Source organism: Methylobacterium segetis (assembly GCF_004348265.1).
In the GTDB taxonomy this organism is placed as follows: domain Bacteria; phylum Pseudomonadota; class Alphaproteobacteria; order Rhizobiales; family Beijerinckiaceae; genus Methylobacterium; species Methylobacterium segetis.
Genome location: NZ_SMNT01000009.1, coordinates 32,968 through 47,054, shown reverse-complemented (window position 1 = coordinate 47,054; position 14,087 = coordinate 32,968). Strand labels below are relative to the sequence as shown.

The window sequence follows — 14,087 nt, the reverse complement described above, 5'->3', positions numbered from 1 at the left end:
GGCGGCAGGTCATAGCAGGCTTGGGCAACACCGATCCACGGGAGGCGACGGAGCCATGACGAGTTCGACAGCCCGGCCCGGCGCCCGCTCCCTCCTCGTCGCCGGCGGCGGCATCCCCGGTCTCGCCCTGGCGCTCGCCCTCGGGCAGGCGCACGGGCCGGCGCTCCGGATCACCGTCTGCGATCCCGGCCTCGCCGCGGCGGCCGCCCGCCAGCGCGGGCGGGCCTACGCGGTCGCCGCGGGCGCGCGGCGCATGCTGGACCGGCTCGGGATCTGGGGCCGCCTCGCGGGCGCGGCGCAGCCCATCCGCGACATGGCGATCAGCGACAGCCGGCTCGCCGATCCCGTCCGGCCCGTCTTCCTGACCTTCGGGCAGGACCGCGAGGCGGACGCCCCCTTCGCCCACATGGTCGAGGCCGAGCCCCTCGCCGAGGCCCTGGTCTCGGCCGCGCGGGAGGCGGAAATCGCCCTCGATCCGGTCGGCGTGGCGCGCGCGCGGCCGGAGCGGGGCGCGATGCGCGTCGCCCTGGCGGATGGCCGCGTTCTCACGGCGAGCCTCGTCGTGGCCGCGGACGGGGCGCGCTCGCGCCTGCGCGAGGCCGCCGGCATCGGCTGGGTCGGCTGGTCCTACCCGCAATCGGGCATCGTCGCGACGATCGGGCACGCCCGCGATCACGAGGGCCGGGCCTGGGAGCATTTCCTGCCGGGTGGCCCCTTCGCGATCCTGCCCCTCAGCGCGGGCGGCCCCCTCGGCCATCGCTCCTCGATCGTCTGGACGGAGCGCGCGGCGGAGGTGCCGGCCCTGCTCGGCGGCGGGCCGGAGGAGGTCCTGGCCGAGATCGAGCGGCGCTTCACCCTCAATCTGGGGGAGCTCGCCCTGCTCGACGGGCCGAGCGCCCATCCCCTCGCCTTCGGCCTCGCCCGCAGCTTCCGGGCGGAGCGCCTCGCGCTCCTCGGCGATGCCGCCCACGTCATCCATCCGATCGCCGGCCAGGGGCTCAATCTGGGGCTCGCCGACGCGGCGGCGCTCGCCGAGGCCGTGAGCGACGCCGTGCGCCTCGGGATGGATCCCGGCGGGGAGGATGTGCTGCGCGCCTACGAGCGCAGCCGCCGCTTCGACGCGCTGGCGATGGCGGCGGCCACCGACGGGCTCAACCGGCTGTTCTCGAACGACGTGCTGCCGGTGCGCCTCATCCGCGACCTCGGCCTCGGCCTCGTCGACCGGATGCCGGCGCTGAAGCGCTACTTCATCGGCGAGGCCGCGGGCCAGCGCGGCGCGCAGCCCCGGCTCATGAGGGGCGAGGCGCTGTAGCGCCCCGCCGGAGGCCGCTCAGGCCTTCTTCTCGCCCTTTGCGCGCTCGATCCCCTCGAGGATCAGGCGGTGGGCCTCGGCCTTGTCGCCCCAGCGCACGACCTTGACCCACTTGCCGGGCTCCAGGTCCTTGTAATGCTCGAAGAAGTGCTGGATCTGGCTGAGCGTGATGTCGGGCAGGTCGGTGTAGTTCTCGATGCGGTCGTAGCGCATCGTCAGGTGGCGCGAGGGCACGGCCACGATCTTCTCGTCCTCGCCCGCATTGTCCTCCATCACGAGGACGCCGACCGGGCGCACGCTCATGATCGCGCCCGGCGCGATGGCCCGGGTGTTGGCCACGAGCACGTCGCAGGGGTCGCCGTCGCCCGAGAGCGTGTGCGGGATGAAGCCGTAATTCCCCGGATAGACCATCGAGGTGTAGAGGAAGCGGTCGACGACGAGCGCGCCCGCATCCTTGTCCATCTCGTACTTGATCGGTTCGCCGCCGAGCGGGACCTCGATGATCACGTTGACGTCCTGCGGCGGAGTCTTGCCGATCGAGATGGCGTCGATACGCATGGTCCCTCGTCTCCGGTATCGGGGGCGCGAGCCCCGTCCGCCGGTCTCTTAAAGCCGTTGCCCGACGAAGGAAATCGGCCACGCCCCGCCGTGGCGACGTTTCCGCCGAATCGTTGCCGACGCGGCCCTCACCGGACCCGGTACGCGGCCCTCACCGGAACAGGTATCCGACCTTGGCGAGGCGCAATCCGGCGATTCGGTCGAGGCCCCGCGGCCCGGGGACGCCGCCGAGACCTTCGTAGAAGGCGCCCGCCCGCTCGTTCTCCTCCAGCGACCAGACGCCGACGCGCGCGAGCCCGTGATCGCCCAGATCGTTGCGCACGGCCCGGAACAGGCGCCGGCCGAGCCCGACGCCCTGGTATTCGGGGGCGAGGTAGAGCTCGTCGATCTCGCCCTCCGCCTTCAGGGCGACGCTGCGGGCCCGCCCGTAGGCCGCGTAGCCGACGACGCCCTCGGCCGTCTCGACCACGGCGATCGGCCGTCCGCGGCGCAGGGCGCCCCGCCACCAGCGGCCGTCCCGCTGCGCGATCAGGCGTTCCAGGGCGAGCCCGGGAATGATGCCGCGATAGGCTTCCCGCCAGGACGCGTCGAACACCGCGGAGAGGGACCCCGCGTCGCTCTCGCGGGCCCGGCGGATGCTCGTCGTGCTGCGCGTGCTCATGCCCCGGATCCCTTCTCGCAAGCGTGCTTCGTTGCCGGTGGGAAACCCGAATGCCCTGCCTCAGGTTCTGCCCGGATGCCGGCAAAGAGAAGGCAAGGCCGATGCCGGAAACGTACCCTCGATTTGCGAGGGTCCGGCCGGGCTGTTAGAGGCGGCCTCCGCCCCTTCCGCGAGCCCTTCCGCGCATCCCGTGTTCAACCGATTCCGCACCACCGAGGTCCGCAACGCGCGGCGTCTGGCCCGCATCGCCCGCTTCGAGCGGCCGATCTCGGGGCCGGGCGCCCGCCTGATGGCCTGGGCGAACATGCTCCTCGTGGATCACGGGGTGTTCCGCCTCGCCTATCTGAACCGGCACCGGGTCGGGGCCGGCGAGATCTGGCGCTCGGCCCAGCCGAGCCCGCGCGACCTCGCCCGCTTCCACCGCCAGGGCGTGCGCACGATCATCTCGCTCCGCGGCGGGCGCGAGCACGGGTCGTGGCCCCTGCAGCGGGAGGCCTGCGAGCGGCACGGGCTGAAGCTCGTCGAGTTCGTGCTGCGCTCCCGCGACGCGCCGTCGCGGGAGACGATCCTCGCCGCACGCGACGTCTTCGCGGGCATCGAGTACCCGGCGGTGATGCATTGCAAGTCGGGGGCGGACCGGGCGGGGCTCGCCGCCGCCCTCTACCTGATCCTGCACGAGAACCGGCCCGTGGCCGAGGCGGCCCGCCAGCTCTCGGCGCGCTTCGGCCATTTCCGCTTCGCCAAGACCGGGATCCTCGACGCGTTCTTCGCGCTCTACCTGCGCGAGGGCGAGCCGCGGGGGCTCGACTTCCTCACCTGGGTCGAGACCGCGTACGATCCGGAGGCGCTCCGGCGGTCCTTCCGGGCGGGGTTCTGGTCCGACGTGCTGGTCGACCGGGTGATCCGGCGCGAGTAGGCCGCTACTCCGCCGCGAGCCGGGTCGTCTCGCGGAAGGGGTGGGCCGGGTAGACGCCGATGATCTTGCACTCGCGCGAGAAGTAGCGGAGCTCGTCGAGGGCCCGGGCCAGTCCCGGATCGTCCGGGTGCCCGTCGACCTCGGCGTAGAACTGCGTCGCCGTGAACTGGCCCTCGACCATGTAGCTCTCGAGCTTCGACATGTTGACGCCGTTCGTCGCGAAGCCGCCGAGCGCCTTGTAGAGGGCGGCCGGGATGTTGCGCACCCGGAAGATGAAGCTCGTCACCATCGGCCCCTCGCCGGCCTGCGCCGTGATCGGATCGGGCGAGAACACCACGAAGCGGGTGGTGTTGTGCGCCTCGTCCTCGACGTCGCGCGCCAGGATCTCGAGTCCGTAGACCTCGGCGGCGAGTGCCGGGGCGAGCGCGCCCCGCGTCGGGTCGCCGGCCTCCGCCACCTCGCGCGCGGCGCCGGCCGTGTCGCCGGCGACCACCGCCTTGAGCCCGAGCCGCCGGATGATGCGGCGGCACTGGCCCAGCGCGTGGACGTGGCTGTGCACGCTGGTCAGCCCCTCGGCGGATGCGCCCGGAAGCGCCATCAGCTGGAAGTGGATCGGCAGGAAGTGCTCGGCCACGATGTGGAGCGGCGAGGTCGGCAGCAGGTGGTGGATGTCGGCGACCCGCCCCGCGATCGAGTTCTCGATCGGGATCATGGCGAGCGCGGCGCGCCCCTCCGTCACCGCCGCGAAGGCGTCCTCGAAGGTCGGGCAGGGCAGTGGCGTCCAGTCCGGATAGGCCTGCGCGCAGAGGATGTGCGAGTTGGCGCCGGGCTCGCCCTGGTAGGAGATGGTGCGGTTGGTCATCGTGCGTCAGTTCAGGCGGCGGGCGCCCATCAGGGCGCGGGCGCGTTCGAGGTCATGGGGCGTGTCGACGCCGAGCGGAAGGTCGTCGACGACGATCGCGTCGATGCGCATGCCGGCCTCGAGCGCCCGCAGCTGTTCCAGCTTCTCGCGGGTCTCGAGGTGGCCGGGCGGCAGGGCCATGAAGCGGGCGAGCGCCGTGCGGCGATACGCGTAGAGGCCGATATGGTGATGGAGCGCCCCCTCCCCCCACGGGGCGCGGGCCCGCGTGAAGTAGAGGGCGCGCAGCCGGTCCGGGCCGACCGGGACGCCGACGAGCTTGACCACGTTCGGGTCGGTCGCCTCCTCGTCGCGGGTGATCACGGCGCAGAGCGTGGCGATGTCGACGGCCCGGTCGGCGAGGGGCGTCACGGCCGCGCCGATGGCGCGCGGGTCGATCGTCGGCAGGTCGCCCTGGACGTTGACGACGACATCGTGATGGCCTTCCGGATCGACGATCTCCAGCGCCTCGGCGAGGCGATCCGAGCCCGAGGGGTGATCGGCCCGCGTCATCACCGCGAGGCCGCCGACCGCCTCGACCGCCGCCGCGATCTCCGGCGCGTCGGTCGCCACCACAACCGGGCCGATGCCCGCCTCCGTCGCGCGGCGCCAGACATGCACGATCATCGGCTCGCCGGCGATGTCGGCGAGCGGCTTGTTCGGCAGGCGCGTCGCGGCGAGCCGCGCGGGGATCAGGACCAGGGGGTCGGACATGCTGTCAACAACCTTCGCAACAGCCTTCGCGACAGCCCTCGTGGCAGGCTTCGTCTCGCGGCCGGGGTGCTTAACAGGCGGCAGGCGTGTTGTCATGGCGAGGATTCGAGGGACACTTGTCCCGCTCCGTGGCCTCTGCGACCTCGCGGTCGCCGAATCCGCCATTGTCAAGATCCGTGCGGAGCGGCTAAGGCACCCTCGAACTTTTCCAAGGTCGGCGCCTTCCCCCGCCGGTCGCAATCTTGTGCCGCGGGGGCGCAGCCCGGCGGCGCGCCGGAGTTGTCGAGAATGGACTCATTCGAGGTGAACAAGGTTGCCGGCGCGGTGCTCGGAGCCTTGCTGTTCGCGATGGGATCGGGGTTCGTCGCCGAGCTGATCTACCACCCGAAGCCCGCGGGCAGCGCCGGCTACGAGCTGCCGGAGCCGAAGGCCGAGGCCGGCGGCGCCCCCGCCGCGAAGGCCGAGCCCGTCTCCGTGCGGCTCGCCAGCGCCAATGTCGAGAAGGGGCAGGCCGGGACGAAGGCTTGCCAGTCCTGCCACAGCTTTGAGAAGGGCGGCCCGAACAAGGTCGGTCCCCATCTCTGGGACGTGGTGGAGCGCCAGAAGGCCCATGAGCCGGGCTTCGACTACTCGGCCAGCCTGAAGGAGAAGGGCGGCGCCTGGACCTACGAGGATCTCGACCACTTCCTGGAAAGCCCCAAGGGCTACGCGAAGGGCACGAAGATGGCCTTCGCCGGCATCTCCTCCCCGCAGGAGCGCGCCAACGTCATCGCCTACCTGCGTACGCTCTCCGACAGCCCGAAGCCGCTTCCCGCCGCCGAGAAGGCCGACGCCAAATCGGGCGAGGCCAAATCGGGCGAGGCCAAGCCGGCGGACGCGAAGCCGGCGGATGCGAAGCCCGAGTCCAAGCCCGCCGACGCCGCGCCGACGAAGGCCGGGGGCGACAAGCCCTCCGCCGAGACGCCGGCGGCGAACAAGCCCTCCGAGGGCAAGGACAGCCCGGCCAAGCCCGCCGACACGAAGGAGGCCAAGCCCGTCGGGCCGAAGCCCGCCGGCAGCGTCGAGGGCCACAACGAGGTCGCCCCGCAGCAGGCCCCCGAGGCCGGCGGCCCGGCGCCCTCCGCCAAGGACGCGCCCGCACCCGCCGCCCCGAGCGCGCCCGACGCGACGGAGGCTCCCGCCAAGCCCGATCCGGCGGCCGAGCAGAAGGCGAAGGATCTCGACGCAGGCAGCAAGCCCGCGCAGCAATAGAGGGCGTCCGACGCCCCAGCGAAGGCCGGGCCCCGCGCCCGGCCTTCGTCGTTCTGCCGGTCCCGCCCGGCCCTCCGCCCCGCTTGATACAGGTGAATGCGGCCGGAGCCTCGTGCGGCCACAAAGCGGTATGCACACGCTCCCGCGTCCCGCACGGATCGACTTCACCTTCCAGGCCCGCACCGACCGGTGCCTCGCGCTCACCCGCCTCGCGATCGAGTCGAGCCGGGCCCGGATCGAGGAATCGGTGCGGCTCCTCCAGCGTCCGCGCCTCGCCAAGGCCCCGCCCTCGGACGCTTCCTGACCGGGCGGGAGCCCTGCGCGGACGCGCCGGCTTGGCGTGCGGCGCCCGTCCGTCCTAGAACGTCGCCCGGCCCCGCGTCCCGACCCCGGTCGGGCGCCCACCGGGAGATCGCTCCACCGTGACAGCCCACGCCCTGATCGGACGCCTCTTCGCCGCGACGCTCTGCGTCGCCCTACCGGGGCTTCCGGCCAGAGCGGCGCCCGAATCCTCCGCCGCCTCCGTGGCCGCGCCGACGGGCGAGTGGGCGCACGCCGTCACGCTGATGGGCCAGCCGAAATACGGGCCGGACTTCAAGCATTTCGAGTACGCCAAGCCCGACGCGCCGAAGGGCGGCCTCGTGCGCCTCGGCGCGCTCGGCGGCTTCGACAACCTCAACACGATCGTGTCGGGGCTCAAGGGCGATCTCGAGGGCGGGGTCCTGCTCATCTACGACACGCTGATGACGGAATCCCTCGACGAGCCCTTCACCTCCTACGGGCTGCTCGCCGAATCCGTCCGGATCGCGCCCGACCTGTCCTCGGTCACGTATCGGCTGCGCGAGGGCGGGCGCTGGCATGACGGGAAGCCGATCACGGCCGAGGACGTGATCTGGTCCTTCGGCATCCTCAAGGACAGCAGCCCCTTCTACGCCGCCTACTACCAGAACGTGGCAAAGGCCGAGCAGACGGGCGAGCGCGAGGTCACCTTCACCTTCAGCGAGACCGGGAACCGCGAGTTGCCGCAGGTGATCGGCCAGCTCCGCGTGCTGCCCAAGCACTGGTGGACGGGCAAGAACGCCGAGGGCAAGGCGCGCAATCCCACCGAGACCAGCCTGGAGATCCCCCTCGGCTCCGGCCCCTATCGCCTCGCCAAGGTCGATCCGGGCCGCAGCGCGACCTACGAGCGGGTGGCCGATTACTGGGGCAAGGACCTGCCGGTGAATGCCGGGCGCAACAACCTCGGCACGATCCGCAATGAGTATTTCCGCGACTCGACCGTGCTGGTCGAGGCGCTGAAGGGCGACCTCTACGATTTCCGCACCGAGAACGTCGCCCGCAACTGGGCCACCGCCTACGACGACTTCCCCGCCGTCAAGGAGGGCCGCCTCGTCAAGGAGGAGTTCCCGGACCGCGGGAACGGCATCATGCAGGCCTTCGTGTTCAACCTGCGCCGGGACAAGTTCAAGGACGAGCGCGTGCGGCGCGCCTTCAACCTCGTCATGAATTTCGAGGAGATGAACCGGGCCCTGTTCTTCGGCCTCTACAAGCGGATCGACTCCTACTATTTCGGCTCGGAGCTCGCCTCCTCGGGCCTGCCCGAGGGCGAGGAGAAGGCGATCCTGGAGAGCGTCAGGGACAAGGTCCCGGCCTCCGTCTTCACCACGCCCTACAGGAACCCGGTCAATGACGGCCCCGACGCCGTGCGGGCGAACCTGCGCGAGGCGGTCAAGCTCCTGCGCGAGGCGGGCTACGAGCTGCGCGGCGGCAAGATGGTCGACGCCAAGACCGGCGAGCCGCTCACGGTCGAGTTCCTCGAATTCCAGAACGTCTTCGAGCGGGTGATCCTGCCGTTTGCCGCGCAGCTGAAGCTGATCGGCATCGATTCGACGCTGCGCGTCATCGATCAGGCGCAGTACCAGAACCGGATGCGCGCCTTCGAGTTCGACATCACGACGAGTTCCTGGCCCGAATCGCTCTCGCCGGGCAACGAGCAGCGCGAGTACTGGGGCTCGGCCGCATCCGACAAGCCGGGTGCGCGCAACATCGCCGGCATCAAGGATCCGGGCATCGACGCCCTGATCGAGAAGGTGATCTTCGCCAAGGACCGGCCCGGCGTCGTCGCCGCGACCCGCGCCCTCGACCGGACCCTGCTCGCCCACCATTACGTGGTGCCGCAATGGGCCTCCGGCGTCTCCCGCACCCTGCGCTGGAACCGCTTCGGCCATCCGGACCTGCTGCCGCGCTACGGCGGCTCGGGCTTCCCGACGACGTGGTGGTACGACGAGACGCTGGCCGCCAAGACCGGGGCGCCCCGTTGAGCCCCGCTCCCACACGGCGCGGCCTCGTCCTCGGCGCCGGGGCGCTCGCCGGCGCGGCCTGCCTGCCGCGCGGAGCCCGCGCCCAGAATCCCCGGCCCGCCCACGGCCTCTCGAGCTTCGGCGACCTGAAATACCCGGCCGATTTCCAGAATTTCGACTACGTGAACCCGGCCGCGCCCCATGGCGGCCGGTTCTCGGCGCAGCTCTCGGCGACCTTCGGCAACCAGAACGGCAACACCTTCAACACGCTCAACGTCTACGTCCTGCGCGGAGACGGTGCGGCGGGCATGAACCTCACCTTCGACAGCCTGATGGTGCGCGCCCTCGACGAGCCGGACGCGCTCTACGGCCTCGTTGCCCGCGCGGTCGAGGTGAGCGAGGACGGGCTCACCTACACGTTCCGCCTGCGCCCGCAGGCCCGCTTCCATGACGGGTCGCGGCTGACGGCCCGGGACGTCGCCGCCTCGCTGAAGCTCCTCAAGGCGAAGGGGCATCCCGAGATCTCGCAGGTGATCGCCGACATGACGGACGCGGCGGCCCCCGACGAGGGCACCGTGATCGTCACCTTCGCGCCCGGGCGCAGCCGCGACCTGCCGCTCTTCGTAGCGCAATTGCCGATCTTCTCGGCGGCCTATTACGAGACCCGCGACTTCGAGGCGGCGAGCCTGGAGCCGCCGCTCGGCTCCGGCCCCTACCAGGTCGGGCGGCTCGATGTCGGCCGCTTCATCGAGTTGGAGCGGGTGCGCGACTACTGGGCGGCCGACCTGCCGGTCAATGTCGGCCAGAACAACTTCGATTCGATCCGCTACGAGTATTTCCGCGACCGGCAGGTGGCCTTCGAGGCGTTCAAGAGCGGCGCCTTCACCTACCGGGAGGAGTTCACCGCCCGCGTCTGGGCGACGGGCTACGACTTCCCGGCCGTCAAGGAAGGCCGCGTCGTGCAGACGACCCTGCCCGACGCCACCCCCTCCGGCACGCAGGGCTGGTGGATCAACACCCGCCGCGAGCCCTTCCGCGATCCGCGGGTGCGCGAAGCGATCGGCCTCTGCTTCGATTTCGATTGGACGAACCGCAACCTGATGTACGGCGCCTACACGCGCACGGCCTCGTATTTCGAGAACTCGGACCTCAAGGCGACGGGCAAACCCTCGGCGGAGGAACTCGCCCTCCTCGACCCCCTGCGCGACGGCCTGCCGGCGGAGGTGTTCGGCGAGGCCTGGACCCCGCCCGCCTCGGACGGCTCCGGCCAGGACCGGGCGCTCCTCAGCCGCGCGGTGGCGCTGCTGCGCGAGGCCGGCTGCACCCGCGAGGGCGGCATAGCCCGCTTGCCCGGCGGCAAGCCGATCGAGATCGAGTTCCTCGACACCGACCCCGCGCTCGAGCCGCACACCCACCCCTTTATCCGCAATCTCGGGCTGATCGGCATCAAGGGCACGATCCGGCAGGTGGATCCTTCGCAATACCAGGCGCGCCTCAACGACTTCGCCTTCGACGTCACCTCGCGCCGCTTCACGAACGGCGTCACGCCGGGCGCCGAACTCCGCCAGGCCTACGGCTCGCGCGCGGCCGGCACGCCGGGCTCGAACAACCTCGCGGGCATCGCGGACCCGGCGATCGACGCGCTCCTCGACAAGGTCGCGAACGCCGCCTCGCGCCAGGACCTGACCCATGCCTGCCGCGCCCTCGACCGGGTGCTGCGGGCCGGCCGCTACTGGGTGCCCATGTGGTATTCGGGCAGCCACCGCCTCGCGGTCTGGGACGTCTACGGCCGCCCGGCCGCCGGCCCGCGCTATGGGCTCGGCGCGCCCTCCATCTGGTGGTTCGACGCCGACAAGGCGCGCCGGATCGGCCGCAACTGACCGCGGAAGGGGACCCTCGTGCTCGCCTACATCCTGCGCCGCGTCGCCCTGATGATCCCGACCCTGTTCGGGATCATGCTGATCACCTTCGCGATCGTGCAATTCGCCCCCGGCGGCCCGGTGGAGCGGGTGCTGGCCCAGCTCCAGGGCCAGGGCGACGGCGCGCTCTCGCGCGTGACCGGCGGCGCGGGCGATCTCGGCGGCGGGATGTCCGCCAACCGCACCGGCGAGACGAGCTCGAAGTACCGCGGCGCGCAGGGGTTGAGCCCGGAATTCATCGCCAAGCTCGAGCAGCAATTCGGCTTCGACCGGCCGGCACCCGAGCGCTTCGCCAAGATGCTCTGGGATTATGCCCGGTTCGATTTCGGGCGGAGCTATTTCCGCGACGTCAGCGTGCTGCAGCTGATCCGCGAGCGCCTGCCGGTCTCGATCTCGCTGGGGCTCTGGATGACGCTCCTGTCCTACGCGATCTCGATCCCGCTCGGCATCCGCAAGGCCGTGAAGGACGGCTCCCGCTTCGATCTCTGGACCTCCTTCGTCGTCATCATCGGCTACGCGATCCCGGGCTTCCTGTTCGGGCTGATGCTGATCATCCTGTTCGCGGGCGGCTCCTTCGTGCAGATCTTCCCCCTGCGCGGCCTCACCAGCGAGGGCTGGGAGAGCTTCACCTGGGGTGAGAGGATCGTTGATTACGCCTGGCACATGGTGCTGCCGCTCACCGCCCTGGTGATCGGGGCCTTCGCCACCTCGACGCTGCTGACCAAGAACTCCTTCCTCGACGAGATCCGCAAGCAATACGTGCTGACCGCCCGCATGAAGGGCCTGAGCGAGCGCCGCGTCCTCTACGGGCACGTCTTCCGCAACGCGATGCTGATCGTGGTGGCGGGCTTTCCCGGGGCCTTCATCTCGGCCTTCTTCACGGGCTCGCTCCTGATCGAGACGATCTTCAGCCTGGACGGGCTCGGCCTGCTCTCGTTCCAGTCGATCGTCGGGCGCGATTATCCGGTCGTCTTCGCCACGCTCTACATCTTCTCCCTGCTCGGGCTCGCGGTGAACCTGCTCTCCGACCTCATCTACGTCTGGATCGACCCGCGCATCGACTTCTCCGCGCGCGCGACCTGAGGGCGCTCCCTCAGGTCGTGTGGAGCCGGAGGAGGAAGAGGTCCGCCCCCGCGAGATGGAAGCACGCTCCGTCGAGGAGAGGCGGCTTCGCGAAAGGGTCGATCGCGCAGGCGCGCGCCTCCGACTCGCCGGGCCCTCCGCCGAGGACCCGCGCCAGGGCCCAGTCGGGGAAGTCTCCCGGCGGCAGCTGGGTCTGCGCGGCGCCGGCGAGAAGCGGGCGGGCGGCGTCCGGCGCGAAGCGAAGGACCGCCACGAGGAGCCAGTCGGACGGGCCGAGGCCGCCCGCCTCGCCCAGCGCCTGCGTCTGCCACCACGCCTCCTGCGGCCGCGCCGGCAGGCGGATCAGCCGCCCGAGGGCCTCGATATCGGTGCTGACGGTCACGGCCTCTGTCCTCTCCCGCGCAACGGCGCGCCCTGTGGCGGCGAGGCCGAGCGCCTGACCGCCAAGCACTTGCCCCCCGAGCACTTGCCCCCCGAGCGAGAGGCCGAGGCGCAGCAGCGCGGCCCGCCGCGTCAGGGAGCCCGGTCCCCGGTCCGGGCTCACAGGCGGTTCCGCAAGCGGCGATTGTCGGAGGGCCGCCTCTGCCGCGAGGTGTCCGCCAGGGTCACGCGGGCGGCGGCCACCGCCGAGCCGCGCCATGCGACGTGCCGCTGAACCTCCGCCACATTGAGATATTGCTGCGCCAGCCCCGTGATCTCGAACAGGCCGTTGGCGTCGTCCGGTATGCCGGTGGCGATGTCCTGCGCGCCCGGGTTGAAGTTGTACATGTCCTCGACGTGGATGGTCATCGTCATCTCGTAGACCGGGTAGGCGGGATGCGCGCTCACGATCACGTCGGCGCTGATCCAGAAATTGTGCGCGCCGATGGCCTTCTGCCAATTCTCGGTCTGCGGGTAGGGAAACGGGGACTGGGTGCCGCCCGCCGCGAGCGCGGTCGAGGTCATGCTGAAGCTTGCATCGCGCCTCGGGAAGGACCGCTCGTAGAGGCCGACGGCGCCCTCGCGCGCGTCGCGGATCATGTTGTCGAGGGTGATCCGCCCGCTCGGATCGTCCCGCAGGTAGCGCTCGTAGCCGATCCGCCGCGTCCGCCCGCTTCCTTCCAGAAAGTGCCGATAGGCGGCGAGCGCATCCGGCACGTCGTTGTGCGGCAGGAACGGTACGTTCTGGCCGGCTTCGGCGGCTTCCAGCAGCAGCTTCCAGCGGGCCAGCGTCTTCCGGTCGCCGAGCGACGGCGCGCGCTTCTGATACTGGTCGAGGAAGCCGTTGTCGTGGCGGATCTTCGGGCGGATCGGCGGACCGATCGAGTAGAGGGCGCGCGGCACCGTCGAACGCTCCGGGTTGTTCAGGTTCGGGCTCCCGGCCGGCCGGCGACGACTGGTCGGAGACCCGGGCGCGCTCCCGCGTGACTTGAGCTTGGCAGTCTTCGCGGCCGAGCTCAAGCGGGCAGACAGGCCCCGCCCCCGCCGCTGCCGGGCCGGGCGCGCAAGCCCCATTTGCAGCCGGGCCCCCGCGCTGCTATCGGGCGCGACGCCTGGATCCCGGAAGCGCGCGTGTCTCCCCTCTCCCTCGTCATCCGGCCCGAGCATCCCGACGACGGGCCGGCCATCGAGCGCCTGCATGCCCGGGCCTTCGGGCCGGGACGCTTCGCCCGCACCGCCTACCGCCTGCGCGAGGGCGTGGGGCACCGGACCGAGCTCAGCTTCACGGCCCTCGTCGGCACCTTCCTCGTCGGTTCGGTGCGGGTCGGACCCGCCCGGGCGGGCGACCGGCCGATCCTGGTGCTCGGCCCTCTCACCGTCGATCCGAGCTTCGGCAACCGCGGCGTCGGGGCCGCCCTGATGGAGGCGAGCCTGTCGGCGGCGCGGGAGGCCGGGCACGGCCTCGTCGTGCTGGTGGGAGACGCCCCCTATTACCGCCGCTTCGGCTTCGTGCCGGTGCCGACCGGCCGCCTCGTCCTGCCGGGTCCGGTCGATCCGGCCCGCTTCCTCTGGCTTGAACTCGCCGAGGGCGCCTTCGCGGCGGCCGAAGGCCCGGTCTCGGGCGGCTGAACCTGCGCGCGCCGGAGGGGCGATGAGCACCAACTATTTCGACGCGTTCATCCTCGCCTCCGCCGACAGCCCGGCCGATGCCGGCCTCGCCCCCCTGAAGTCGGGCTCGATCGCGCAGATCCAGCACGCCCTCCTCCTCGCCGATCCCTACGGGCTCACGAGCGACGACCTGCTGTTCGAGGTCCATGCGAGGCGCCGCGCCCTCACGGAGGCGGAGCGGCCGGCGGAGCGCGCCGCCTTCCTGGCCCGGCCGCAGGCGTGCCTGCGCGCCTCGCCGCTGGTGAAGCTGCACGGCTGGGGGCTGCACCACGATGCGGCGGGCCGCGTCGCGGCCTACGGCGTCGAGACGCAGGCCTATGCGATGTTCGCCGCGCGCACGGACCTCAGGATCGTTCCCGGCATGCGCACCCGGCGCGCCTGAGCCTC

Annotated in this window: 15 protein-coding genes; 9 read left to right on the top strand and 6 right to left on the bottom strand. The window is 71.5% G+C overall.

From position 1 onward, the window contains the following. The first annotated feature begins 55 nt into the window (after window positions 1-55). A complete protein-coding gene (locus E1J50_RS04060; protein WP_132250668.1) occupies window positions 56-1,312 on the top strand; it encodes an FAD-dependent monooxygenase in 1,257 nt (418 codons plus the stop codon). Between the two features lie 18 nt (window positions 1,313-1,330). On the opposite strand, the gene ppa is transcribed toward E1J50_RS04060, so the two are convergent. Further along, complete coding sequence (gene ppa, locus E1J50_RS04055; protein ID WP_132250666.1) at window positions 1,331-1,870, bottom strand: inorganic diphosphatase; 540 nt, start codon at window positions 1,868-1,870, stop codon at window positions 1,331-1,333. Window positions 1,871-2,021: 151 nt separating this feature from the next. Beyond that, entirely contained in the window at window positions 2,022-2,531 is a 510-nt protein-coding gene (locus E1J50_RS04050) for a GNAT family N-acetyltransferase (protein ID WP_132250664.1), read from the bottom strand. A gap of 190 nt (window positions 2,532-2,721) precedes the next feature. On the opposite strand from E1J50_RS04050, the gene E1J50_RS04045 reads away from it, so the two are divergent. Further along, window positions 2,722-3,447, top strand: coding sequence for a tyrosine-protein phosphatase (locus E1J50_RS04045; RefSeq protein ID WP_132250662.1), 726 nt, complete (start codon window positions 2,722-2,724; stop codon window positions 3,445-3,447). Between the two features lie 4 nt (window positions 3,448-3,451). Here the strand turns inward: E1J50_RS04045 and E1J50_RS04040 are convergent, their stop codons facing one another. Together E1J50_RS04040 and E1J50_RS04035 are read right to left on the bottom strand one after the other, a co-directional pair. Next, a complete protein-coding gene (locus tag E1J50_RS04040; RefSeq protein ID WP_132250660.1) occupies window positions 3,452-4,309 on the bottom strand; it encodes a prephenate dehydratase in 858 nt (285 codons plus the stop codon). A gap of 6 nt (window positions 4,310-4,315) precedes the next feature. Continuing rightward, complete coding sequence (locus tag E1J50_RS04035) at window positions 4,316-5,059, bottom strand: 3-deoxy-manno-octulosonate cytidylyltransferase (protein ID WP_132250658.1); 744 nt, start codon at window positions 5,057-5,059, stop codon at window positions 4,316-4,318. Window positions 5,060-5,347: 288 nt separating this feature from the next. Here E1J50_RS04035 and E1J50_RS04030 point away from each other — a divergent pair, with 288 nt between their 5' ends. The 5 genes from E1J50_RS04030 to E1J50_RS04015 all read left to right on the top strand — a co-directional run bounded on the left by E1J50_RS04030 (window position 5,348) and on the right by E1J50_RS04015 (window position 11,612). Next, complete coding sequence (locus tag E1J50_RS04030) at window positions 5,348-6,310, top strand: c-type cytochrome (protein ID WP_132250656.1); 963 nt, start codon at window positions 5,348-5,350, stop codon at window positions 6,308-6,310. Between the two features lie 130 nt (window positions 6,311-6,440). Then, entirely contained in the window at window positions 6,441-6,614 is a 174-nt protein-coding gene (locus E1J50_RS27115; protein WP_165937771.1) for a hypothetical protein, read from the top strand. 220 nt (window positions 6,615-6,834) lie between these two features. After that, the gene (locus E1J50_RS04025) at window positions 6,835-8,631 is read left to right on the top strand and encodes an extracellular solute-binding protein (RefSeq protein WP_425374908.1); all 1,797 of its coding nucleotides are present in this window, start codon (window positions 6,835-6,837) and stop codon (window positions 8,629-8,631) included. Next, window positions 8,628-10,490 (top strand): extracellular solute-binding protein, encoded by a 1,863-nt coding sequence (locus E1J50_RS04020; RefSeq protein WP_132250652.1) that lies wholly within the window; start codon window positions 8,628-8,630, stop codon window positions 10,488-10,490. Before E1J50_RS04025 ends, E1J50_RS04020 begins: the two co-directional genes overlap by 4 nt. A gap of 18 nt (window positions 10,491-10,508) precedes the next feature. Beyond that, window positions 10,509-11,612: a microcin C ABC transporter permease YejB gene (locus E1J50_RS04015; RefSeq protein ID WP_132250650.1), complete on the top strand. Its 1,104-nt coding sequence runs from the start codon at window positions 10,509-10,511 to the stop codon at window positions 11,610-11,612. A 10-nt stretch (window positions 11,613-11,622) separates the two neighbouring features. Here the strand turns inward: E1J50_RS04015 and E1J50_RS04010 are convergent, their stop codons facing one another. Both E1J50_RS04010 and E1J50_RS04005 read right to left on the bottom strand, forming a co-directional pair. Then, window positions 11,623-11,994 (bottom strand): hypothetical protein, encoded by a 372-nt coding sequence (locus tag E1J50_RS04010; RefSeq protein WP_132250648.1) that lies wholly within the window; start codon window positions 11,992-11,994, stop codon window positions 11,623-11,625. A gap of 158 nt (window positions 11,995-12,152) precedes the next feature. Next, window positions 12,153-12,935 carry a hypothetical protein gene (locus E1J50_RS04005; RefSeq protein ID WP_132250646.1) on the bottom strand — a complete coding sequence of 261 codons (783 nt, stop codon included), beginning with the start codon at window positions 12,933-12,935 and terminating at the stop codon, window positions 12,153-12,155. Window positions 12,936-13,163: 228 nt separating this feature from the next. On the opposite strand from E1J50_RS04005, the gene E1J50_RS04000 reads away from it, so the two are divergent. Both E1J50_RS04000 and E1J50_RS03995 read left to right on the top strand, forming a co-directional pair. Continuing rightward, the gene (locus E1J50_RS04000) at window positions 13,164-13,661 is read left to right on the top strand and encodes a GNAT family N-acetyltransferase (RefSeq protein WP_132250644.1); all 498 of its coding nucleotides are present in this window, start codon (window positions 13,164-13,166) and stop codon (window positions 13,659-13,661) included. Window positions 13,662-13,683: 22 nt separating this feature from the next. After that, the gene (locus E1J50_RS03995; protein WP_132250642.1) at window positions 13,684-14,082 is read left to right on the top strand and encodes a DUF6157 family protein; all 399 of its coding nucleotides are present in this window, start codon (window positions 13,684-13,686) and stop codon (window positions 14,080-14,082) included. Window positions 14,083-14,087 lie beyond the last annotated feature (5 nt).